This window comes from Streptomyces sp. NPDC051913, from assembly GCF_044593635.1.
Taxonomy (GTDB): domain Bacteria; phylum Actinomycetota; class Actinomycetes; order Streptomycetales; family Streptomycetaceae; genus Streptomyces.
The window spans coordinates 20,847-43,124 of sequence record NZ_JBIUCI010000002.1 but is presented as its reverse complement, the minus strand read 5'-3'; the positions used below and the strand labels follow the sequence as shown (position 1 = coordinate 43,124).

General features: G+C 71.0%; 20 protein-coding genes. 10 read left to right on the top strand and 10 right to left on the bottom strand.

Going from position 1 to position 22,278, the window contains the following annotated elements; genetic code table 11:
* Window positions 1-3: 3 nt before the first annotated feature.
* Window positions 4-1,380, bottom strand: coding sequence for an ATP-binding protein (locus ACIHIX_RS05610; protein ID WP_399950182.1), 1,377 nt, complete (start codon window positions 1,378-1,380; stop codon window positions 4-6).
* A gap of 9 nt (window positions 1,381-1,389) precedes the next feature.
* Window positions 1,390-2,076 carry a response regulator transcription factor gene (locus ACIHIX_RS05605; protein WP_399950179.1) on the bottom strand — a complete coding sequence of 229 codons (687 nt, stop codon included), beginning with the start codon at window positions 2,074-2,076 and terminating at the stop codon, window positions 1,390-1,392.
* A 287-nt stretch (window positions 2,077-2,363) separates the two neighbouring features.
* On the opposite strand from ACIHIX_RS05605, the gene ACIHIX_RS05600 reads away from it, so the two are divergent.
* The 8 genes from ACIHIX_RS05600 to ACIHIX_RS05565 all read left to right on the top strand — a co-directional run bounded on the left by ACIHIX_RS05600 (window position 2,364) and on the right by ACIHIX_RS05565 (window position 8,825).
* Window positions 2,364-3,140 (top strand): amino acid ABC transporter ATP-binding protein, encoded by a 777-nt coding sequence (locus tag ACIHIX_RS05600; RefSeq protein WP_399950176.1) that lies wholly within the window; start codon window positions 2,364-2,366, stop codon window positions 3,138-3,140.
* 115 nt (window positions 3,141-3,255) lie between these two features.
* Entirely contained in the window at window positions 3,256-4,098 is an 843-nt protein-coding gene (locus ACIHIX_RS05595; RefSeq protein ID WP_399950173.1) for a glutamate ABC transporter substrate-binding protein, read from the top strand.
* A gap of 99 nt (window positions 4,099-4,197) precedes the next feature.
* Complete coding sequence (locus tag ACIHIX_RS05590; protein ID WP_399950170.1) at window positions 4,198-4,872, top strand: amino acid ABC transporter permease; 675 nt, start codon at window positions 4,198-4,200, stop codon at window positions 4,870-4,872.
* A complete protein-coding gene (locus ACIHIX_RS05585; RefSeq protein ID WP_399950167.1) occupies window positions 4,869-5,777 on the top strand; it encodes an amino acid ABC transporter permease in 909 nt (302 codons plus the stop codon). The genes ACIHIX_RS05590 and ACIHIX_RS05585 overlap by 4 nt, the downstream gene beginning before the upstream one ends.
* 188 nt (window positions 5,778-5,965) lie before the next feature.
* Entirely contained in the window at window positions 5,966-7,576 is a 1,611-nt protein-coding gene (locus tag ACIHIX_RS05580; protein WP_399950164.1) for an FAD-dependent monooxygenase, read from the top strand.
* A gap of 119 nt (window positions 7,577-7,695) precedes the next feature.
* On the top strand, window positions 7,696-7,782 hold the full coding sequence (locus tag ACIHIX_RS05575; RefSeq protein WP_313960178.1) for a putative leader peptide: 87 nt from the start codon (window positions 7,696-7,698) through the stop codon (window positions 7,780-7,782).
* 81 nt (window positions 7,783-7,863) lie between these two features.
* Complete coding sequence (locus ACIHIX_RS05570) at window positions 7,864-8,400, top strand: cysteine dioxygenase (RefSeq protein WP_399950161.1); 537 nt, start codon at window positions 7,864-7,866, stop codon at window positions 8,398-8,400.
* Entirely contained in the window at window positions 8,397-8,825 is a 429-nt protein-coding gene (locus ACIHIX_RS05565; RefSeq protein WP_399950159.1) for a rhodanese-like domain-containing protein, read from the top strand. The genes ACIHIX_RS05570 and ACIHIX_RS05565 overlap by 4 nt, the downstream gene beginning before the upstream one ends.
* 64 nt (window positions 8,826-8,889) lie before the next feature.
* On the opposite strand, the gene ACIHIX_RS05560 is transcribed toward ACIHIX_RS05565, so the two are convergent.
* From ACIHIX_RS05560 to ACIHIX_RS05540, 5 genes are all read right to left on the bottom strand, one after another.
* Complete coding sequence (locus ACIHIX_RS05560; RefSeq protein WP_399950156.1) at window positions 8,890-9,873, bottom strand: sugar ABC transporter substrate-binding protein; 984 nt, start codon at window positions 9,871-9,873, stop codon at window positions 8,890-8,892.
* Window positions 9,874-10,211: 338 nt separating this feature from the next.
* Entirely contained in the window at window positions 10,212-11,126 is a 915-nt protein-coding gene (gene recX, locus ACIHIX_RS05555) for a recombination regulator RecX (protein WP_399950153.1), read from the bottom strand.
* A 4-nt stretch (window positions 11,127-11,130) separates the two neighbouring features.
* Window positions 11,131-12,255: a recombinase RecA gene (gene recA, locus ACIHIX_RS05550; RefSeq protein WP_399950150.1), complete on the bottom strand. Its 1,125-nt coding sequence runs from the start codon at window positions 12,253-12,255 to the stop codon at window positions 11,131-11,133.
* A 277-nt stretch (window positions 12,256-12,532) separates the two neighbouring features.
* Complete coding sequence (locus ACIHIX_RS05545; RefSeq protein ID WP_399950147.1) at window positions 12,533-13,810, bottom strand: AI-2E family transporter; 1,278 nt, start codon at window positions 13,808-13,810, stop codon at window positions 12,533-12,535.
* Window positions 13,811-13,870: 60 nt separating this feature from the next.
* On the bottom strand, window positions 13,871-14,065 hold the full coding sequence (locus ACIHIX_RS05540) for a DUF3046 domain-containing protein (protein ID WP_329334003.1): 195 nt from the start codon (window positions 14,063-14,065) through the stop codon (window positions 13,871-13,873).
* Window positions 14,066-14,145: 80 nt separating this feature from the next.
* On the opposite strand from ACIHIX_RS05540, the gene ACIHIX_RS05535 reads away from it, so the two are divergent.
* Window positions 14,146-15,090, top strand: a complete 945-nt coding sequence (locus tag ACIHIX_RS05535) for a hypothetical protein (RefSeq protein WP_399950144.1) — start codon at window positions 14,146-14,148, stop codon at window positions 15,088-15,090.
* A gap of 79 nt (window positions 15,091-15,169) precedes the next feature.
* Here ACIHIX_RS05535 and ACIHIX_RS05530 read toward each other — a convergent pair whose 3' ends face one another.
* The 3 genes from ACIHIX_RS05530 to ACIHIX_RS05520 are packed head-to-tail and all read right to left on the bottom strand — an operon-like array spanning window position 15,170 to window position 17,066.
* Window positions 15,170-15,478: an AzlD domain-containing protein gene (locus ACIHIX_RS05530; RefSeq protein WP_399950141.1), complete on the bottom strand. Its 309-nt coding sequence runs from the start codon at window positions 15,476-15,478 to the stop codon at window positions 15,170-15,172.
* Window positions 15,475-16,203, bottom strand: coding sequence for an AzlC family ABC transporter permease (locus ACIHIX_RS05525; protein ID WP_399950139.1), 729 nt, complete (start codon window positions 16,201-16,203; stop codon window positions 15,475-15,477). The genes ACIHIX_RS05530 and ACIHIX_RS05525 overlap by 4 nt, the downstream gene beginning before the upstream one ends.
* Window positions 16,179-17,066 (bottom strand): AraC family transcriptional regulator, encoded by an 888-nt coding sequence (locus ACIHIX_RS05520; protein ID WP_399950136.1) that lies wholly within the window; start codon window positions 17,064-17,066, stop codon window positions 16,179-16,181. The genes ACIHIX_RS05525 and ACIHIX_RS05520 overlap by 25 nt, the downstream gene beginning before the upstream one ends.
* A 303-nt stretch (window positions 17,067-17,369) precedes the next feature.
* Between ACIHIX_RS05520 and ACIHIX_RS05515 the strand changes: the two genes are divergently transcribed.
* Window positions 17,370-22,238, top strand: a complete 4,869-nt coding sequence (locus tag ACIHIX_RS05515; RefSeq protein ID WP_399950133.1) for an ATP-dependent helicase — start codon at window positions 17,370-17,372, stop codon at window positions 22,236-22,238.
* Window positions 22,239-22,278: the final 40 nt, after the last annotated feature.

Sequence of the window (22,278 nt, the reverse complement as noted above, 5' to 3'; positions counted from 1 at the left end):
CCCTCAGACGGCGCTGCGCGGCACCGTCACCGTCACCTTCAGGCCGTGCGGTTCGTGGTGCTCGTACGAGATCGCGCCCCCGCCCGCCGACAGCAGCGCGCGGGAGATGGACAGGCCGAGGCCTGAGCCCTTGATGTTCTGATGGCGGCCACTGCGCCAGAAACGGTCGCCGACGCGGGCGAGTTCCTCGTCCGTGAGACCGGGACCCAGGTCGGTGACCACCACGGTGGCCCTCCCGCCGTTGGTGGAGACCGTCACCTCGACGCACTCGTCCTCGGGCGTGAACTTCACGGCGTTGTCGATGACCGCGTCCAGCGCGCTGGACAGGGTGATCGGGTCGGCCCAGGCGGTGGTCGGCGGGCAGTCGCCGACCAGACGTACGCCCTTGGCCTCGGCGGTCGGCGCCCAGGCCGCGACCCGCTCGGCGGCCAGCGCGCCGATGTCCGTGATGCGCAGGTCCGCGTCGGTGTGCTCGGCCAGGGCGAGGTCGAGCAGGTCGTCCAGGACCTGCGCGAGGCGCTTGCCCTCCGTCTGGACCGAGGCGATCTCCTTGTTGCCCTCGGGGAGTTCGAACGCGAGCAGCTCGATGCGCAGCAGCAACGCGGCCAGTGGGTTGCGCAGTTGGTGGGAGGCGTCGGCGACGAAGGCGCGCTGCTGCTCCAGGACGTCCTCGACGTTGTCCGCCATCTCGTTGAACGAGTGGGCCAGGCGCCGGAGTTCCGGCGGCCCGCCGGCGGCGGCGACCCGGGACTTCAGGCTGCCGCTCGCGATCGCGTGCGTGGTGGCGTCCAGGACGCGTACGGGCCGCAGCACCCAGCCGGTGAGCCGCAGCGCGGCACCGACGGCCAGCAGCATCGCGGCCATCAGGCCCGCGCCGATCACCAGCCAGTTGTGCAGGATCCGCGACCGCATCTCCCCGGTCGGCGAGTCGGTCACGACGACCGCGACGACGTCACCGTCCCGGATGACCGGGGACGCGACGACGAGCCGGGTGCGCTCCCAGGGCCAGACCTGGTGCGGGTTCTGGCTGCGCCGGCTGAGCCGCGCCTCCTCGAACGCCTCGCGCACCTCGCCCGTCTCGGGGAGGAACCAGGTCGTCGGCGCGTTGGCCATGGGTACATCAGTGCGATAGAAGACGCCGACACGGATGTCGTAGACCTCGTAGTAGCTCTCGAGTTCGCTCTCCAGCGTGTCCTGGCGTTCGTCGTCGGGCCCGGTCACGTACTGGGCGAGGGCCGCGAAGTGCGCGGTGTCGTCGATCCGGTCGACGACCACTTTCTGCTGCTGGGCCGAGGCCATGCCGATGCCGAGCGGAATGCCGAGCGCCAGCAGCATGGCCGCCATCAGAACGATGAGCAGCGGGAGGAGTCGTGTGCGCACCCGGGCCCGCTACGAGGACGGGGCGACGAGTCGGTAGCCGACGCCGCGCACGGTCTCGATGAGGGCCGGCATGCGCAACTTGGCGCGCAGGGAGGCCACATGGACCTCCAGGGTGCGCCCGGTCCCCTCCCAACTGGTGCGCCACACCTCGCTGATGATCTGCTCCCGGCGGAAGACGACACCGGGGCGCTGGGCCAGCAGGGCGAGCAGGTCGAACTCCTTGCGGGTCAGCTGGACGACGGAACCGTCCACGCTGACCTGACGGGTCGGCAGTTCTATGTGGACCGATCCGAGGACCAGCGTGGTGTCGGCGCCGCCCGCGGTGTCCTCATGTGTGGTGCGGCGGCTGACGGCGTGGATCCGGGCCAGCAGTTCGCCGGTGTCGTACGGCTTCACCACGTAGTCGTCGGCCCCGAGGTTGAGGCCGTGGATGCGGGAGCGGACGTCGGAACGGGCGGTGACCATGATCACCGGGGTGCTGGTGCGTTTGCGGATCTTGCCGCAGACCTCGTAACCGTCCTGGTCGGGCAGCCCCAGGTCGAGCAGGACGACGCCGAAGCCGTCGCTTTCCGGGACGAGTGCCTGGAGAGCTTCCTCCCCGCTTCGGGCGTGCGTCACGTCGAACCCGTGGCGGGCCAGGACCGCGGACAGGGCGGCGGCGACGTGATTGTCGTCCTCGACGAGGAGCAGTCTCATCCGGCCCTCCTTCGCTTCATCAGCCGTACGATCGAGATGGGTAAAAAACGCGTGCACGCGCGCGCGTGCACGTTGCAGTCACGCTGATGGAAGAGGACGGCGTCAAGTGGGTTCCGGTTGCGGGCCGCTTCCGTTACCCGGCCGATATGCGGCCTGCTGACAACTGCTACGACACGTGTCCGATTGCTATCGGATCGTGATGCTCAGATTCCCCTCAAAGGTAATGACGCAGGTCGCGTGGGGTCACTACTGTCCTCCGAAACCGAGGAGGACGGAGCCCGAGAGCGATGACCGAAGTATCGGTGGCCAAGCAAGACGCGGCCGCAACCGGCGAACTGGTCGTCCTGAAGAGCGTCAACAAGCACTTCGGCGCGTTGCATGTTCTCCAGGACATCGATCTGACGATCGCCCGCGGTGAGGTCGTCGTCGTCATCGGACCCTCCGGGTCCGGCAAGTCGACGCTGTGCCGCACCATCAACCGTCTGGAGACGATCGACTCCGGCACCATCGCCATCGACGGCAAGCCCCTGCCCGCGGAGGGCAAGGAGCTGGCACGGCTGCGGGCCGACGTCGGGATGGTCTTCCAGTCCTTCAACCTCTTCGCGCACAAGACCGTGCTCGAGAACGTGATGCTCGGCCAGATCAAGGTCCGCAAGGCGGACAAGAAGGCCGCCGAGGAGAAGGCCCGGTCCCTGCTCGACCGGGTCGGTGTGGCCAGCCAGGCGGACAAGTACCCCGCGCAGCTCTCCGGCGGCCAGCAGCAGCGTGTCGCCATCGCCCGGGCGCTGGCCATGGACCCCAAGGTCATGCTCTTCGACGAGCCCACGTCGGCGCTCGACCCGGAGATGATCAACGAGGTCCTCGAGGTCATGCAGCAGCTCGCCCGGGACGGCATGACCATGATCGTCGTCACCCACGAGATGGGGTTCGCCCGTTCGGCGGCGAACCGGGTGGTCTTCATGGCGGACGGCCGCATCGTCGAGGAAGCTGTGCCCGACCAGTTCTTCAGCGCTCCGCGCAGCGACCGCGCCAAGGACTTCCTGTCCAAGATCCTGCACCACTGACAGCGACCACAGGCAGCGACCACAGGCAGCGGCCACTGTCACCACCGACAGCGCGTCAGACCCACGTCACCCGCCTCGACGGCCCGCATCTCTCTTCACACAAAGGATGTTCACCATGAAGCTCCGCAAGGTCACCGCGGCGGCCGCCGCTGCGCTCGTCCTCTCGCTGACCGCGACCGCCTGCGGCGGCGACGACAAGGACGACAGCGGCTCCGGCTCCGGCGGCGGTGACAAGATCAAGGTCGGCATCAAGTTCGACCAGCCCGGTCTCGGCCTCAAGCAGCCCGACGGCTCCTTCTCCGGCTTCGACGTGGACGTGGCGACGTACGTGGCCAAGCAGCTCGGCTACAACGCCGACCAGATCGAGTTCGTCGAGACCAAGAGCGCCGACCGTGAGAACGCGCTGGCCCGTGGCGACGTGAAGTTCATCGCCGCGACCTACTCGATCAACGACGAGCGCAAGCAGAAGGTCGACTTCGCCGGCCCGTACCTGCTCGCCCACCAGGACCTGCTGGTCAAGTCGGACTCGGACATCGCCAAGGGCACCGACCTCAACGGCAAGAACCTGTGTTCGGTGACCGGTTCGACCTCGGCGCAGAACGTCAAGAACGACATCGCGCCGAAGGCCAACCTCAAGGAGTACAGCGGCTACTCCGAGTGCATCGCGGCCCTCCAGAGCGGCACCGTCGACGCCGTCACCACCGACGACTCGATCCTCGCCGGTTTCGCCGCCCAGTCCCAGTACAAGGGCAAGTTCAAGCTGGCCGGCCTCAAGCTGAGCAACGAGAACTACGGCATCGGTGTCAAGAAGGGCGACACCGCGACCGTCGACAAGATCAACAAGGCCCTCGAGAAGATGGTCAGCGACGGCAGCTGGGACAAGGCCGTCAAGGACAACTTCGGCCCCGCGAACTACCAGAACGAGCCCGCCCCGAAGATCGGCGTCATCGTCAAGTAACAGCGCAACGGTCCCTGGGCGTGCCGCCGTCCTCCGCGATGTCGGCGGCGGCGCGCCCTGCCGTCCACGTACGCCACCCACCCGGAAGCGCGGGACATCGTGTTCGACTTTCTCTCCGACTATGACAACCCCACCCTGCTGGGCGCGTTCTGGATGACGGTGAAGCTCACGTTCTTCTCCGGCATCGGCTCCCTGGTCTGGGGCACCCTGCTGGCCGCGATGCGGGTCAGCCCGGTCCCGCTCATGCGGGGCTTCGGCACGGCCTACGTGAACATCGTCCGGAACATCCCCCTGACCGTCATCATCCTGTTCTGCTCGCTGGGTCTCGCGGACATCTTCCATGTGACGATGGGCGCCTCGGACTTCAAGGTCCAGGGCTTCCGGCTGGCGATCCTCGGCTTCACCGCCTACACCGCGGCCTTCGTCTGCGAGGCGCTGCGCTCCGGCATCAACACGGTGCCCATGGGCCAGGCCGAGGCGGCCCGCGCGATCGGCCTGAACTTCTCCCAGACCCTGCGGCTCATCGTGCTGCCACAGGCGTTCCGCGCGGTGATCGGCCCGCTGGCCAACGTGCTGATCGCGCTGACGAAGAACACCACCGTGGCCGCCGCGATCGGCGTCGCCGAGGCCGCGTACCTGATGAAGGAAATGATCGAGAACGAGGCTCAGACGCTGCTCATCGGCGCGGTCTTCGCCTTCGGTTTCGTGGTACTGACCCTGCCCACCGGCCTCATCCTCGGCTGGCTGAGCAAGCGACTGGCGGTGAAGCGATGAGCTCGGTCCTGTACGACACTCCGGGCCCCCGCGCCAAGCGGCGCAATGTGATCCTCTCGGTGGTCTTCGTCGTCCTGCTCCTGCTCCTGGCGTGGTGGGTCTGGTCGGCACTGGACGACAAGGGCCAGCTGGAATGGTCCTTGTGGAAGCCGTTCACCCAGTCGGAGACCTGGACGACCTACCTCCTGCCGGGCCTCGGCGAGACCCTCAAAGCGGCGGCGCTCGCCATGGTGATCGCCCTCCCGCTCGGCGCGGTCTTCGGCATCGCCCGCCTCTCCGACCACCGTTGGGTGCGGGGCGTGGCCGGCACGGTGGTCGAGTTCTTCCGCGCCATCCCGGTCCTGCTGCTGATGCTGTTCGCCAACGAGATCTACGCCCGCTCGACGGACGTCGGCACCGAGAACCGGCCGCTGTACGCGGTCGTCACCGGCCTCGTGCTGTACAACGCCGCGGTCCTCGCCGAGGTCGTCCGGGCCGGCATCCTCGCGCTGCCCAAGGGGCAGACGGAGGCGGCCCAGGCGGTCGGTCTGCGCAAGGGTCAGACGATGACGCTGATCCTGCTCCCGCAGGCCGTCACCGCGATGCTCCCGGCCATCGTCAGCCAGCTCGTCGTCATCGTGAAGGACACCGCCCTCGGCGGCGTCATGATCGGCTTCACCGAGCTGCTCAGCGAGCGCGCGACGCTGGCGGCGAACTACGCCAACGTCATCCAGAGCTTCGTCATCGTGGCGATCATCTACATCGTCGTGAACTTCATCCTGACCAGCTTCGCGAGCTGGCTGGAGAAGCGGCTGCGGCGGAGCAAGAAGAGCACGGGGGCGGTGCTCGGCGCGACCGACATGGAGGAGATGAACCCGGCGGCGGTCGGCGGCACCTTCGGCACGGGCGCCGGCGGCACCATCTGATGAGCAGTCAATTGACCTGAACGACTTGCTCGTACGACGCGGAGGCAGTGGCATGATCGCCACTGCCTCCGTCACTTGACGCAAGCACCGGCAATGGGTTGCATACGTTCTGTGATCGTGCACCCCGCTCCAACCCTCTGTTCACCCACGTCCCCCGGGACGCCGCCGCGGGCAGGGGGCGCCTCGCCGTGGACCCGGTGATCATCGTCGGAGCGGGGCCCGTCGGGCTCACGCTCGCCCTCGCGCTGGCCCGCCAGGACGTACCGTCCGTCGTCCTCGACGAGGGCCCCGGCAAGGACGAACCCCGCCCGGCGCGCACGGTCGTGCTGCGCGAGGACAGCGCCGCCCTGATGGAGCGGCTGACCGGCGTCGCGCTCGACGGGGCCGGCTGCCACTGGGCCGGATGGCGGTCGTTGCGCCGCAAGCAGGTGATGCGCGAGGTCTCCTTCGACGACGCCCCCCAGACGGCTCCGCTGCACATCGCCCAGCACGTCCTGACCGGCCTGCTCCGCGAGGCCGCAGCGCACGAATCGCTCGTCAAGATCGCCGTCGACAGCCGCCTCGACACCGTCGAGCAGGAGAAGTCCGGCGTCACCGCGCACACCCGCGGCCCCAAGGGCACATGGTGGCGCGGCAGTTACCTGGTCGGCTGCGACGGCCCACGCTCCACGGTCCGCAAACTCCAGGACATCCGCTTTCCCGGCCGTACGGCGGTGGAGCGCCACGCCGTCGCCGCGCTGCGCACGGAACTTCCGTGGGAGGGCGAGGCGTTGCTCCATCGGATGCCACCGTGGCGGATGTCCGGACCTTCGGCCGGGGAGGTGACCGGACGGCCGCTCCCGGACGGCGTCTGGCGCCTCGACTGGCTGCTCCCGCCGGGCAAGGACCTCGTCACACCCGAGCTGCTGCTGGCCCGGATCCGCGAGACCCTCGCCGGCTGGAGCGACGGCCCGACACCGTCGTACGACCTCCTCGACACCGGTGTGCACACCGTCCATCACCGTCTCGCGCGCCGCTGGCGGGTCGGCCGGGTGTTCCTCGCCGGGGACGCGGCGCATCTGCTCGGCGCGCTCGGTACGCAGGGGCTGGACGAGGGGCTCAGTGACGCCGACAACCTCGCCTGGAAGCTGGCCCTCACCTGGCACCACGGGCCGCACGAGGCGCTGCTCGACAGCTACCAGGCCGAGCGCCGTGGCGTGGTCGCCGCCCGGCTGCGCGCCGCCGACCAGGCCCTGCCGCTGGTGCGCGGCGGGGGCGGACTGCGCGCGTACGTGCCGGGCTCGGCCCGGGGTCACGACGCGCTGCTCGCCGACGGCCACCTGGGGCGCGGTGCGCTCGGTGCGCCGGGGGCGTACGCCGACTCGCCGCTGGCGCCCCGACACCTGGAGGCCGAGGTCGCGGTCGACACGGCTCCGGGGGCGCCGGTCGCCGATGTACGGGTAACGGCCGAGGACGGCTCGTTCGTACGACTCCGGGACCGGCTCGGTCGCGGGACGCTCCTCGTCGTCCTCATCGCGCCGGGCACGGGCGTGTGGGAGCGCAAGCACTGGGTGACCGCCGGGGTCATGCCGCGCCTGGCGGCCGCGGTGACCGCGTTGCCGCATCCCGCCGAGCTGCTGGTCGCGGAGAGTTACCCGGGCGCGGCGGCGCACAGCGTCCTGCTGGTACGTCCCGACGGCCACCTCGTGACCGCGCTGAGCGGAGTCCGTCCTGCCGACCTGTACGCGGCGGCGGAGGCGACGCTGGGCGGGCCGGCGAGGGCGGAGGCGGAGGCCGGTGCGGGAGCGGGGTCGCGCTGAGGCGAGCGGAGGCGCGGGCGGGGCGCGCTGATGAGGCGGTTGCGGCGTTCGCACTGGCGTGCGTTCCACATAGTGACGGTGAGTTGACCCTTGTGCACCGTCATGCTGTACTCCGCACCATGACCGACACCTGTGTGCGCCTGTGGCGGAGGGTCCATATGGACCTGGTCCGCTATGCGGGCTGCGTGTGTCGTCCGTCCTGCTGATTCGCATCCCTCTCCTCTCGCGCGTGCCGTGCCCGTGATGCCGTCGCGCGCGTTCCGCGAACGCTTTTCAGGACGGTGTCCGTGTCTGTCTCCCCCGCTCCCTCCACCCCCGCTTCGGCCTTTGCGGCGCCGACGCAGGCGGACCTTCTCGACTTCGTACGTCGTACCGCCGCCGACGCCGAGCTGATCGCCTCACTGCCGCTCGACCCCGAGGGCCGCACCTGGGTGCGCCTGGAGGGGCCCGGCGGGAGTGAGGCCTGGCTGATCGGCTGGCCGCCCGGCACGGGCACCGGCTGGCACGACCACGCCGAGTCCGTCGGCGCCTTCGTGGCGGCCTCCGGCGAGCTCAAGGAGAACTCGCTGGCCGCCCGCCTGCCGGCGGACGGCTGGAGGACCCTGGAACTCACCGAGGGCGTCGACCGGCAACGACGACTGCCGGCCGGCAAGGGGCGCTCCTTCGGACAGCACCACGTCCACGAGGTGCTCAACGAGTCCGCGGACGAGCACGCGATCTCGGTCCACGCCTACTACCCACCCCTGCCGCAGATCCGCCGCTACAGCCGGTCGGGGCAGGTCCTGCGCCTGGAGCACGTGGAGCGCCCGGAGGACTGGCAGTGAGCGGAGCAGACGAAGGGCGGAGCGTGCAGTCGGCCGAACAGCCCGTCGGTATCGACGAGTTGCTGGAGCGGGTGCGCGAGGGCTACGACCGGATCGAACCCCAGGAGGCGTACGACGCCGCCCAGCGCGGCGAGGCGCTGCTGGTGGACATCCGCTACGCCGCCCTGCGCGACCGGGACGGGGTGATCCCCGGCGCCCTCGTCGTCGAGCGCAACGAACTGGAGTGGCGCCTCGATCCGCGCGGCAGCCATCGCGCCCCCGAGGCCACGAGCCACGATCTGCGGGTCGTGGTGATCTGCAACGAGGGCTATGCCTCCAGCCTGGCGGCCGCGTCCCTGCACCAGTTGGGTCTGCGTCGGGCCACGGACCTGGTGGGCGGGTTCCAGGCGTGGCGGGCGTCGGGGTTGCCGGTGACGTCGGCGTAGCCGTGGCGGTGGTGTCGTCCAGGGTGTCCCGGTCAGGGGCGGGGGCTCAGTCGGCGTCGGTGGCTCAGGCGGCGTCGGGATCGGGGTCGCAGTAGAGCGGAGCCGTGTCGGCGGTGCCCTTGGTCACCAGGCGGACCCGGGTGGTGGCGACCTTGTCCACATCGCCCTCGCCACGGAGCAGCGCGAGGGCGTTGGTCACCGCCAACTCGCCGGTGTCGGCGGCCGAGTTGGCGACCGTCGCCGCGAAGCGTCCGTCCTTCAGCGCGGCCAGCCCCTCGTCGGTGCCGTTGACGGTCACGATCTTCACGGCCTTCGCGCCGGCCGCGTCGAAGGCCTCACGGACGGCGAAGGCCATCTCCTCACTGGCGACGAACGCGTAGTCGAGGTCGGGATGGGTCTCGATCATGCCCGCGGCGACCTTCCGCGCCTTGGCCGGGCTGAACATGCCGGGCTGGTTGGCCACCACCGTGGCGTTGGCCGGCAGGGCATCCTTGAAGCCGCCGACGAGCAGGTCGGAGGCCGCGCCCGGCGCACCGGCGACGACACCGACGTTCACCTTCTGCCCGGCGGCGTCCTTCTCGATCCAGCCCGCGTCGAGAGCGCCCACCTGCTTCAGGTCGACGACGACGGCCCCGAGGATGTCGGCGGTGTCGTCGGTGACGACCGAGGTGAGGAAGATGGGGACGCCGGCCTTCTTGGCCCTGGCGATGTCCTTCTGGAGGGCGTCGACGTCGACGGTCTGGACGATGAGCGCGTCCACATGTCTGGCGATCATGTCCTGGATGTTGGCCAGCTCGGTCGCTGCGTCCTGCCGGGACTCGGCCGTGTGGATCCGGGCACTGTTGTTGAGCGCCGTGTCCTCGACGGCCGCCTCGAGACACTGATGGAACCGGGTGGACCCTCCATTGACGAACCCCAGAGTGACGGGTCCGACGACCGCCGGTGCCGCATCCTCCGCCAGGAGCCCGCATCCACTCAGCACCAGGCAGCCGCAGCTCCCTAGGACCGACGCGACGAACGCTCTGTGGGAGCGGGCGGATCTGGACATGGCGGGGCCGCCTTTCAGGATGTGCTGTGCTGAGGCACGGTGCGGGGCAACGCGGCGGTCGAGCTGTCCGGGCGCGCCTCACCACTCGTCAGCGGTGAGCCGACGGACCGGTGGAGTCCACGGCCTCGGACGCCGAGCGACGGTGGCCGACGGTACCGGCGGACAAGGAAGGCTCACCCTTCACGGGACGCAAGGTAAGGGTGCGCCACCCGACATCCCCTCGCCGAAGTGGCGTGGACCTGCGCGTTTCAGGTCGTGTCCGCAAAGTCCCGCCTGCCGCCCGTCCCAAGCCAAAGCACACAGATCTCAGGCCCGCACCCCACGCAGCCCAGCCCGCCTCAGAACCCCTCCCCCTCGAAGAGCTCCGCCTCCTCGCCCTCCTCCTGGAGCGCCTGCCGCACCACCCTCAGCGCCATGCCCTCGGAGTAGCCCTTGCGGGCGAGCATCCCCGCGAGGCGGCGCAGGCGCTTGTCCCGGTCGAGGCCACGGGTGGAACGCAGCTTGCGGTCGACGAGCTCACGCGCGGTCGCCTCCTCCTGCTCGGAGTCGAGCTGGGAGACGGCCGCCTCGATGAGCGTGGAGTCCACGCCCTTGGTCCGCAGTTCCTGGGCCAGCGCGCGCCGGGCGAGCCCACGGCCGTGATGCCGGGACTCCACCCAGGCGTCGGCGAACGCGCTGTCGTTGATCAGCCCGACCTCCTCGAACCGCGACAGCACCTCCTCCGCCGCCTCGTCGGGGATCCCCTTCTTGCTCAGGGCGTCCGCGAGTTGCTTGCGTGTGCGCGGGGTCCCGGTGAGCAGGCGCAGACAGATCCCCCGTGCCCGCTCCACCGGGTCCCCTGAAGGCTCCCCCGTCTCGGCCCTCGACGAGGAGGGGACGCCTCCGTCCTCACCGGACGGCTCTCCTTGCGACTCGCCGTGCGGTTCCCCGAAGCCGCGCCGACGGCGCCCACGTCCCCCGCGTGAGCCACCTTCGCCGCGCGCTCGTCGGCCGCCTCGGCGCGAGCCACCGCCGCCCGAGTCCGCTCCGTGGTCGCTACCGCCCTCCGGCCACTCGCCCTCGGTCGGCGCGCCCTCGTACAGCGCGCCGTCGCCGGGCGCGCCGCCGCCGTACTCCCCGTCCATGCCGTACGACGGCGCCCTGTCGTATCCCCCGTGACTGCCCTGGGCCGCCTCGGCGCCACCGGCGCCCCTCCCCGGCTCGCGCGGAGCGTCCGGGTAGGCGTACTCGGCCCAGTCGGTTCGCCGAGTCACCGCATCAGCTCTTGGCTGCCGCGGCCTTGGTCTTGGCCGTCTTGGCCGCCGCCGGTGCGGGGACCGTCTTCGCGGCGTCGTCCGCGGGGGCGGTGACCGCGGCGTCCGCGCCCGGCTCGGCGGTCGGCTCCGGACGGACGCCGACGCCCAGCTTCTCCTTGATCTTCTTCTCGATCTCGTTGGCCAGGTCGGGGTTGTCCTTCAGGAAGTTGCGCGCGTTCTCCTTGCCCTGGCCGAGCTGGTCGCCCTCGTACGTGTACCAGGCGCCGGCCTTGCGCACGAAGCCGTGCTCCACGCCCATGTCGATCAGGCCGCCCTCGCGGCTGATGCCCTGGCCGTAGAGGATGTCGAACTCGGCCTGCTTGAAGGGCGGCGCGACCTTGTTCTTGACGACCTTGACGCGGGTGCGGTTGCCGACCGCGTCGGTACCGTCCTTCAGGGTCTCGATGCGGCGGATGTCCATGCGCACCGAGGCGTAGAACTTCAGCGCCCGGCCACCGGTCGTGGTCTCCGGGGAGCCGAACATCACGCCGATCTTCTCGCGGAGCTGGTTGATGAAGATCGCGGTGGTCTTGGACTGGTTGAGCGCGCTGGTGATCTTCCGCAGCGCCTGGCTCATCAGACGGGCCTGGAGACCGACGTGACTGTCGCCCATCTCGCCCTCGATCTCCGCGCGCGGGACGAGCGCGGCGACGGAGTCGATGACGATCAGGTCGAGAGCGCCGGAGCGGACCAGCATGTCCACGATCTCCAGAGCCTGCTCGCCGTTGTCCGGCTGGGACAGGATCAGGTTGTCGACGTCGACGCCGAGCTTGCGCGCGTACTCGGGGTCGAGGGCGTGCTCCGCGTCCACGAAGGCCACTTGGCCGCCGGCCCGCTGCGCGTTGGCCACGGCGTGCAGCGTCAGGGTCGTCTTGCCGGAGGACTCCGGTCCGTACACCTCCACCACACGGCCGCGCGGGATGCCGCCGACGCCGAGCGCGACGTCGAGTGCGGTCGACCCGGTGGGGATGACCTCGATGGGCTCGTTCGGCCGCTCGCCCATGCGCATGACTGCGCCCTTGCCGAATTGCCGTTCAATCTGTGCGAGCGCGGCGTCGAGCGCCTTCTCGCGGTCGGTTCCTGCCATGGGTTCCACCCGGTTTGCTTGAGTCGATCGCTTCACGTGAAAGACGCTAACGCCTGCCACTGACAATGGGCCCCGACGCCCGTCCGGCCTGTGGATAACTCGGGCACTTTCCTACCCAAACCATCCCGAAATACCCACCGCGAGCCCCTCTCGAGCCTTGCCGGAGCTCCCATAAGAATGGATGTTCGATTTTCGTGTCAAGCGCACCACGCGGCACTCCCGAGCCCGTGTCTCCCCTTCCCACGAAGACCTGCCACGGGCGCCTGACCACGTACCTCTAGGAACCGCCGGACCCGGACCCGGCCCCGGGCTCCTGCCCCTCGGGCTCCCGCTCCCCCGACCGCCGCCCCCAGAGATCACGCGCGCGCTTGAACAGCCCCTCCGACACCCGGCGCCGGTGCCCGTGCACCCGGGGGTCGTCCGTGACGTCGTACCGCTTCACGTACGCCCCCAGGAACGCCTGGAGCGTGGCGACCACCGGGATGGCGATCAGCGCGCCGACGGCCCCGAGGAGGGCGGTGCCGGCGATGACCGAGCCGAAGGCCACGGCCGGGTGGACGTCGACGGTCTTCGAGGTCAGCTTGGGCTGGAGCACATAGTTCTCGAACTGCTGGTAGACCACGACGAAGATCAGCACCCACAGCGCGTACCAGGGATCGACCGTGAACGCGATCAGCATGGGCAGAGCACCCGCGAGATACGTACCGATCGTCGGGATGAACTGGGAGACCAGGCCCACCCACACGGCGAGCACGGGCGCGTTGGGCACTTCCAGCGCCTGGAGCAGGATGTAGTGGGCGACGCCGGAGATCAGCGCCATCACACCGCGCGAGTACAGATAGCCGCCGGTCTTGTCGACCGCGATCTCCCAGGCGCGCAGCACCTCGGCCTGCTTGGCGGGCGGCAGGACGGAGCAGAGCGCACGGCGCAGTCGCGGGCCGTCCGCGGCGAAGTAGAACGAGAACAGAGTGATCGTCAGCAGCTGGAAGAGTCCCCCGATGACCTGGGCGGACAGGTCCAGGACACCGGTGGCGCTGTTCTGCACGTAGTTGCGCAGCCAGTCGGACTTGAGCAGCCCCTCCTGGACGTCGATGCGCTTCAGATCGGTGTGGAAGTGCGTGTTGATCCAGCTGATGACGGAGTCGATGTAGTCGGGGAAGTCCTCGACGATCTTGATGATCTGCCCCGCGAGCATCGACCCGAGCAGCGTGATGAACCCGGCGGACACGATCATCACGGCGAGGAAGACGAGGAAGGTGCCGACCCCTCGGCGTATCCCGCGCGAGGCCATCCAGCTCACCGCGGGCTCGATGGCCAGCGCCAGGAAGAACGCGATGAGGATGTTGATCAGCAACCCGGTGAGCTGGTGGAACGCCCATGTGCTCAGCTGGAAGGCGGCGTAGAGGCCGAGCGTGAGCACCACGGCACGCGGCAGCCAGCGCGGCATGCGCGCGTCCGTCCCGGCGCCGCCCTCGGCCGGAGGCCGGGCGGGCGGCGTCGTGCCGAACGGGGACGCGTGCTGGGGGAACTCGTCGGTCTCGTCAGTGGGTGCCACGGTGCAAGTTTCGCCTACGCCGCTGCCAATGCGCTGCCCCCCTGCGATCTTCGTGACCTGTCAACGCTTCTCTTGCGGAACGTTCATGACCCCGCACACCACGCGCCACACGTCCTTGGCGTCCCAGCCCGCGTCCAGGGCCTCGTACACCGTGCGCCCGCCGAGCTCCGTCATGACGTGGTCGCGCGCGAAGGTGTCGTCGTACCCGGGACCGAAATGGTCCGCCATCCGCTGCCAGAAGACCGTCAACCGCATGACCCCAGTATCCCGCCCCTGAGAGTGGGCCTCGGCCGGGACCGCTTGCCGACACCGCTTTCCGCCCTACGGTCTGACGCATGGCCGAAACAGGAGCTTCCCCACTCCCCCCGACGCCCCCGGCGCACTCCCCGCTCTTCCGCGCCGAGCACTTCGTCTGGCTCACCGCGCGCGTGCTGGAACAACGCCTCTTCGCCCACCACTTCCTGAACGGTGACGCCGACCCGGTGGAGACCGCACTCGACGCCTACCGCAACGAGGACGGCGGTTACGGCCACGCCCTGGAGCCCGATCTGCGTGGCCCGGTGAGCCAGCCCCTGCACACCGGGCACGCTCTCCGCGTCCTGGACGCCATCGGACGCTGCGGCGGCCAGCGGGTGGAGCGTGTGTGCCGCTATCTGACGTCGGTCTCCACCGCGGACGGCGCCCTGCCGGCGATCCATCCCAGTCAGCGCGGCTATCCCGCGGCGCCCTTCATCCCGATCGTGGACGACCCGCCCAGCGAACTCCTCGCCACCGGCCCCGTCGTCGGCCTGCTGCACCGCAACGAGGTGTGGCACGCCTGGCTGTTCCGCGCCACGGACTTCTGCTGGCACGCGGTCGAGTCCCTGCGGCAGTCCCATCCCTACGAGGTCCAGGCCGCCGTCGCCTTCCTGGACTCCGCTCCCGACCGCCCGCGCGCGGAGGCGGCCGCGGACCGGCTGGGCCGCCTGGTGCGCGAAACCCGCCTCGCGGTCCTGGACCCGGAGCACCTCGACACCCACCCGGTCGCTCCCGGCTACGCCCCCGGCGAGCACCACTTCCCGCACGACTACGCCAGGACGCCATACTCGCTCGCGCGCGCGTGGTTCACCGACGCGGAGATGGAACGCTCCCTGGACTTCCTGGCGGCGGCACAGCACGAGGACGGCGGCTGGCCGATCCGCTGGCGCCAGTGGGCACCCGGCACCTCCCTGGAGGCCCGCCCCATGGCGACGATCGAGGCTCTGCGCACCCTCAGGGCGTACGGCCGCTCGATCGGCTAGGGCCTGTCCGGCGGATCAGGTCGCAAGGAAGCGCGGCGCCCCGCGTCTGCGGCATGATCCGCCGGACAGGCCCTGGCGCTCACCCGCCCATGGCCCGCACGCCGGCCGTCACCGCCACGGCCGCCGCGACGACGAGCAGGAACGGCGCCCGCAGCACGAGCGCCACCGCAGCCGCGGCCACCCCCGCGAGCCTGGCGTCCAGCACCAGCTCATGCCCGTCGGCAAAGGTCTGCTGGGCCGTGAGGGCGGCCAGCAGGGCGACCGGCAGCAGCGCGGCCAGCCGCTTCACCAGCGGTCGCTCCAGAGCACCCGCGGGAACAAGCAGCCCGACAAGCTTGACGACGTAACAGCCCACGGCCGTGACGCCGATCGCGATCCAGACGTTCACCGATCCCCCTGCCGACCCTGCCGACGCCCCTCGGCCCACAACACCACGGGAGCCGCGAGAGCGGCCGCCAGCACCGGCACCCCGGCGGGCAGTACGGGCAGCAGCCCGAGCCCCAGCAGCACGGCGAGCGCGGCGACGGCGCGCTCGGTGCCGCTGTTCAGCATCGGCGCGAGCAACGCCAGGAAAACAGCGGGCCCGGCGGCATCAAGCCCCCAGGCATCGGTGTCGCCGATGGCCTCGGCCCCCAGCGCGCCCAGCAAGGTGGTGAGATTCCACAGCACATAAAGACTCAGCCCGGTGACCGCGAACCCGATCCGCACGCTCCGCCGCCCCTTCTGCGCCAAGGCGACAGCGGTCGTCTCATCGATGACCCACTGAGCGGCGAACGGCCGCACCGCGCGCGGAAGCGCCAGCAGCTGCGACAGCCGAAGCCCGTAGAAGGCGTTGCGCACACCGAGGAAAAACGCCCCCGCGGCCGCGGTCAGCGGATTCCCCCCGGCGGCCAGCGCCCCCACAAGGGCGAACTGCGAGGCCCCGGTGAAGACCAGAAGGCTGAGCGCACACGTCTGCAAGACCGTGAGCCCACTCCCCGCCGAGGTCACCCCGAAGGCGAACCCGGACAGTCCCACGGCCACCCCGACTCCGAGGGCATCCCGTACAACAGCGATGTCCGCCTTCCGCCTGTCACCGGCGGGTATGTCTACAAAAGCAGTCTGTTCTCCCACGCACCGGACGCTAGACGAGCCCCCGCCCGAACGTCTTGTACGTTCTTGCGCTCACGCTGATACGCCCCAGGCGGCACCCCGACGATCCGGGCGAAATGCCGATTCAGATGCGGCTGATCACTGAACCCCACGGCGACGGCGGCCTCCCCCGGCGACGTACCACCGTCCAGCAACAGCCGAGCCCGCCGCACGCGCGCGTCGGTGAGCCAGGCGTGCGGCGGCATCCCGTACACCTCCCGAAAGGCCCGCAACAGCGCGAACGACCCGACTCCGAGCTCCTGAGCCAAACCCTCCAGACTCGGCGGCTCCACCATCCGCTCCTCCAGCAGGGCACGCGCGCGAACAGCCACCCGAGCCCCCGCCGACCGCACCTCCCGCCGCGGCAGGACCCCGCCGTTGAGCCGCAGCAACCGGGTCACCACAACCCGCAGCAAGGTGTCGGCGGCCAGCGCATTGCCCTCATCAGCGGCCCGCAACACCTGATGCACGAGCCCGACGGCATACGGATCAGCAAAAACCGGATCGACGAACCCGGGCGTCCCCCGAATCGAAGTGGTCTCGGCAGCAATCCCCGCAACCACCTCGACCGACGGGTACACAGCCCCGTACCGCCACCCCTCCGGCACCGCCGCCCGCCCGGTGTGCGGCGTCTCCGGATTGACCAGCGCAAGCGCCCCGGCCCCCGCGTACCGATCAGCACCCCGATGGTGAAAGACCTCGACCCCGTCCGCGATGGCAGCGATCACGAAGCTCTCATGCGTGTGCCGCACAAAGTTCTTCCGCACATACCGCGCCCGCAACAGATCAACCCCAGGCAACTCGGCATACCGCCAATGCCGCGCCCGCTCACCCGAAGCTGCCATACGCCCATTCTCCGCCAACCCGCGGAGCCGCAGCACGCGACGATGGGACGCGCGCCCCCACGGCGGGGCACCCGCGTACGGCGGCAAGGGGCCGTGTCGGGGGGGTGTCCGCCCGCAGCGGTTGGCGCGTCAACACGGGCGCCCCTTTATAGATGACCGATTCCGCGCCGTTCCGAGGACGGACACCCCCCGGCGCGGCCCCGACCCCCAACGCACCCGCACGCGCACAACGCAAGCCCCCACCGGCCCCACGCAAACCCCAGCTCAGCAGCCGTTGTCAGTCCCCGGGTGCAGGATGGACGCATGGTCAGCTCCCACCGCCGAGCCCTGGACGGCTTCTCCCCCGCAACCCGCGGCTGGTTCACGGGCGCCTTCGACGCCCCCACCGCGGCCCAGGCAGGCGCATGGACCGCCATCAAAGAGGGCTCGGACGTCCTGGTCGTCGCCCCCACCGGCTCCGGCAAAACCCTCGCCGCTTTCCTCGCCGCCCTGGACGACCTGGCCTCCACACCCCCACCCGCCGACCCCAGGAAACGCTGCCGAGTCCTCTACGTCTCCCCGCTGAAGGCCCTGGCCGTGGACGTGGAACGCAACCTCCGCAGCCCCCTCACCGGCATCCGCCAGGAATCCGTACGCCTCGGCCTGCCCGAACCCGAGGTCAAGGTAGGCATCCGCTCCGGCGACACCCCACCGGCCGAGCGCCGCGCGCTGTCCACCCGCCCCCCGGACATCCTGATCACCACCCCGGAGTCCCTGTTCCTGATGCTGACGTCGGCGACCCGCGACGCGCTGACCGGCATCGAAACAGTGATCCTCGACGAGGTCCACGCGGTGGCCGGCACCAAGCGCGGCGCCCACCTCGCCCTCTCCCTGGAGCGCCTCGACGAGCTCCTCCCGAAGCCGGCCCGCCGCATCGGCCTCTCCGCGACCGTCCGCCCGGTCGACGAGATCGCCCGCTACCTCTCGCCCCGCCGCAAGGTGGAGATCGTCCAACCGAAGTCGGGCAAGGAGTTCGACCTCTCGGTGGTCGTCCCCGTGGAGGACCTGGGCGAACTGGGCGGCTCCCCCGTGGCGGACGGCACCGAGGGCGCGGAACGCCCCTCGATCTGGCCGCACGTCGAGGAGCGCATCACCGACCTCGTCCAGGCCCACCGCTCCACCATCGTCTTCGCCAACTCCCGCCGCCTCGCGGAGCGCCTCTGCAACCGCCTCAACGAGATCGCGTACGAACGCGCGACCGGCGAACCCCTGACAGAGCACCACGCGCCGGCCGAGCTGATGGGCGGCTCAGGAGCAGCCCAGGGTGCGCCCCCCGTCATCGCCCGCGCCCACCACGGCTCGGTCTCCAAGGAGCAGCGAGCCCTGGTCGAGGAGGACCTCAAGGCAGGCCGCCTCCCCGCGGTGGTCGCGACCTCCAGCCTCGAACTCGGCATCGACATGGGCGCGGTGGACCTGGTGGTCCAGGTCGAGTCACCCCCCTCCGTGGCCTCCGGACTGCAACGCGTGGGCCGCGCGGGCCACCAGGTCGGCGCGGTCTCCACCGGCGTGGTCTTCCCGAAGTACCGCGGCGACCTGGTCCAGGCGGCAGTCGTCACCGAACGGATGCGCACGGGCTCCATCGAGTCCCTGAAGGTCCCCGCCAACCCGCTGGACGTCCTGGCCCAGCAGCTGGTCGCGATGACCGCCCTGGACACCTGGCAGCTCGACGACCTCCTCGCCACGGTCCGCCGAGCGGCCCCCTTCGCCTCCCTCCCGGAGTCCGCCTTCACGGCGGTCCTCGACATGCTGGCGGGCCGCTACCCCTCCGACGCCTTCGCGGAACTGCGCCCCCGCGTCGTCTGGGACCGGGTCGCCGGCACCATCACCGGCCGCCCCGGCGCCCAGCGCCTCGCGGTCACCTCCGGCGGCACGATCCCGGACCGCGGCCTCTTCGGCGTCTTCCTCGCCGGCGCCGACCCCAAGAAGGGCGGTGGCAGGGTCGGCGAGCTGGACGAGGAGATGGTCTACGAGTCGCGCGTGGGTGACGTCTTCACGCTCGGCACCAGCTCCTGGCGGATCGAGGACATCACCCGCGACCGTGTCCTGGTCTCCCCGGCCCCCGGCGTCCCGGGCCGGCTGCCGTTCTGGAAGGGCGACCAGCTGGGCCGCCCGCTCGAACTCGGCCGCGCGGTGGGCGCGTTCCTCCGGGAAGTCGGGTCGATGCCCAAGGAGAAGTCCCGCCCACGCCTGCTCGCGGCGGGCCTGGACACCTGGGCGGCCGACAACGTCCTCACCTACCTCGACGAGCAGCGTGAGGCCTGCGGCCACATCCCGGACGACCGCACGATCGTCGTGGAGCGCTTCCGCGACGAGCTCGGTGACTGGCGCGTCGTCGTCCATTCCCCCTTCGGCGCCCAGGTGCACGCTCCCTGGGCCCTCGCCCTGGGCGCCAAGCTCTCCGAGCGCTACGGCATGGACGCCCAGGTGATGCACGCGGACGACGGCATCGTCCTGCGCCTGCCCGACGCCGACCTGATGGGCCTGGACCTGCTGGACCAGGAACCAGTGAAGCTCGGCACGGAGTACGACGCCGACCAGGCCCCGGTGGGCGCGGCGGACGTGGTCTTCGACAAGGGCGAGGTCGACCAGATCGTCACCGACCAGGTCGGCGGCTCGGCGCTGTTCGCCTCCCGGTTCCGCGAGTGCGCCGCCCGCGCCCTGCTGCTCCCCCGGCGCAACCCCGGCAAGCGCACCCCGCTGTGGCAGCAACGCCAGCGCGCCTCGCAACTCCTGGAGGTGGCCAGCGAGTACGGCTCGTTCCCGATCGTCCTGGAAGCGGTCCGCGAGTGCCTCCAGGACGTCTTCGACGTCCCCGGCCTCGTCGAGCTGATGGGCGACCTGGAGTCCCGCAAGGTCCGCCTCGTCGAGGTCACCACCCCCGAGCCCTCCCCCTTCGCCCGCTCTCTCCTCTTCGGATACGTCGCCCAGTTCCTGTACGAGGGAGACTCCCCGCTCGCCGAGCGCCGTGCCGCGGCCCTGTCCCTCGACTCCCGGCTGCTGGCGGAGCTGCTCGGCCAGGCGGAGCTGCGCGAGCTGCTCGACGCCGAGGTCCTGACGGAGCTGGAGCGGGAGCTGCAGTGGCTCACCGAGGACCGCCGGGTGAAGGACGCGGAAGGCGTGGCGGACCTCCTCCGCCTCCTCGGCCCGCTCACGGAAGCGGAGTTGGCGGAACGCGGCGCGGAACCGCAGTGGGCGCAGGACCTCGCCAAAGCCCGCCGCGCCATCCGGGTCCGCGTCTCCGGCACCGACCACTGGGCGGCGATCGAGGATGCCGGCCGACTGCGCGACGCACTGGGCACCGCCCTGCCCGTCGGCGTCCCTGAGGCCTTCACCGAGCCGGTCAAGGACCCGCTGGGCGACCTCCTCGCGCGCTACGCCCGCACCCACGGCCCGTTCACCTCGGCGACCGCGGCGGCCCGCTTCGGCCTGGGCGTGGCGGTCACGGAAGGCGCGTTGCAGCGCCTCGCCGCGAACGGCCGTGTCGTACAAGGGGAGTTCCACCCGGCGGGCATCGGCCAGGAGTGGTGCGACGCGGCCGTCCTCCGCCGCCTGCGCCGCCGCTCCCTGGCCGCGCTGCGCCATGAGCTCGAACCGGTGCCGCCGCCCGCGCTCGCGCAGTTCCTGCCCCAGTGGCAGCACATCGGCAAGGGGCACGGCCTGCGTGGCATCGACGGTCTGGTGCGTGCCGTGGAGCAGTTGCAGGGCGCGTCGGTCCCCGCCTCCGCTCTGGAGAAGCTGGTCCTGCCGTCCCGCGTGGCGAACTACACCCCGGCGATGCTCGACGAACTCACCTCCGCCGGTGAGGTGGTGTGGGCCGGAGCGGGCTCCCTGCCCGGCAAGGACGGCTGGGTCTCCCTCTATCTCGCGGACGCGGCCCCCCTCCTCCTGCCGCCCCCGCACCCCCTGGAGCTGACGGCGCTGCACGAGTCCGTCCTCACCGCCCTCTCCGGCGGCTACGGCCTGTTCTTCCGCCAGATCGCCGACCAGGTCCGCGCGACCACCCACCCCGACGCCACCGACCCCCACCTCGCCGACGCCCTCTGGGACCTGGCCTGGTCCGGCCGCCTCACCAACGACACCCTCACGCCCATGCGCTCCCTGCTGGGCTCGGGCCGCACGGCCGGTTCCACGGCCCACCGCGCCAAGCGGACGATCCCCCGCGGCCGTTACGGCTCCCTGACCGCCGCCGCCCGCCCGGCGTCCCGCACCGGCCCGCCCACCGTCGCCGGCCGCTGGTCCCTGCTGCCCGACCGTGAGCCCGACGCCACCCTGCGCGCCCACGCCCTCGCCCGCACCCTGCTCGACCGGCACGGCGTGGTGACCCGGGGCGCGGTCGCCGCGGAGGGCGTCGAGGGCGGCTTCTCGGCGACGTACCGCATCCTGTCCGCCTTCGAGGAGACCGGCCAGGCCCGTCGCGGCTATGTGGTGGAGGGCCTCGGCGCCGCCCAGTTCGCGATGGACGGCGCCGTGGACCGCCTCCGCGCGGCGGCGAACGCCCGCGAACGCGGCCAGGCCCACGCCACCGCCCCGGCGACCGACGACTTCACCACACACGGCGACTTCAGCACCACGGACCCCGGCACCGACTTCTGGCAGACCAGCGGCGACCAGGCCCCCCTGGGCCTCGACGACACCTACGACCCGCTGCCCCCGCCCCAGGCCCCCACCTCACGCGACCACTACGTCTCCCCCCGAGACCACCGCGCGCCCGCCCCTCACCGCCGCGACCGCTCCTCCCCCGACACCCGAGCCGTCGTCCTGGCGGCCGCCGACCCGGCGAACGCCTACGGCGCCGCCCTCCCGTGGCCCGAGCCCCCGACCGGCGCCGGCCACAAGGCTGGCCGCAAAGCGGGCTCCCTGGTGGTCCTGGTCGATGGCGAGCTGACGCTCTACATGGAGCGAGGCGGCAAGACCCTCCTGGCCTGGCCCGAGGACCCGGACGCCAAACCCACCGACGACCCCCGCCTCCAGGCAGCAGCCGACGCCCTGGCGGCAGCCGCCCGAGCCGGCTCCCTGGGCACGGTCACCGTGGAACGCGTCAACGGCACCTCAGCCCTGACCTCCCCCTTCGGCACCCTCCTGGAGGGGGCAGGCTTCATCGCCACCCCCCGGGGCCTACGGCTCAGGGCCTGACCCGCCCCATCACAGCAGCGCCCCACCCACCGGCTCCTCC

Excerpts from the sequence above, each read along its gene's own strand:
- ACIHIX_RS05605 (WP_399950179.1), bottom strand. The coding sequence starts at position 2,076 with ATGAGACTGCTCCTCGTCGAGGACGACAATCACGTCGCCGCCGCCCTG.
- ACIHIX_RS05600 (WP_399950176.1), top strand. The coding sequence starts at position 2,364 with ATGACCGAAGTATCGGTGGCCAAGCAAGACGCGGCCGCAACCGGCGAA.
- ACIHIX_RS05595 (WP_399950173.1), top strand. The coding sequence starts at position 3,256 with ATGAAGCTCCGCAAGGTCACCGCGGCGGCCGCCGCTGCGCTCGTCCTC.
- ACIHIX_RS05585 (WP_399950167.1), top strand. The coding sequence starts at position 4,869 with ATGAGCTCGGTCCTGTACGACACTCCGGGCCCCCGCGCCAAGCGGCGC.
- ACIHIX_RS05575 (WP_313960178.1), top strand. The coding sequence starts at position 7,696 with ATGACCGACACCTGTGTGCGCCTGTGGCGGAGGGTCCATATGGACCTG.
- ACIHIX_RS05560 (WP_399950156.1), bottom strand. The coding sequence starts at position 9,873 with ATGTCCAGATCCGCCCGCTCCCACAGAGCGTTCGTCGCGTCGGTCCTA.
- recA (WP_399950150.1), bottom strand. The coding sequence starts at position 12,255 with ATGGCAGGAACCGACCGCGAGAAGGCGCTCGACGCCGCGCTCGCACAG.
- ACIHIX_RS05540 (WP_329334003.1), bottom strand. The coding sequence starts at position 14,065 with ATGCGGTTGACGGTCTTCTGGCAGCGGATGGCGGACCATTTCGGTCCC.
- ACIHIX_RS05535 (WP_399950144.1), top strand. The coding sequence starts at position 14,146 with ATGGCCGAAACAGGAGCTTCCCCACTCCCCCCGACGCCCCCGGCGCAC.
- ACIHIX_RS05520 (WP_399950136.1), bottom strand. The coding sequence starts at position 17,066 with ATGGCAGCTTCGGGTGAGCGGGCGCGGCATTGGCGGTATGCCGAGTTG.
- ACIHIX_RS05515 (WP_399950133.1), top strand. The coding sequence starts at position 17,370 with ATGGTCAGCTCCCACCGCCGAGCCCTGGACGGCTTCTCCCCCGCAACC.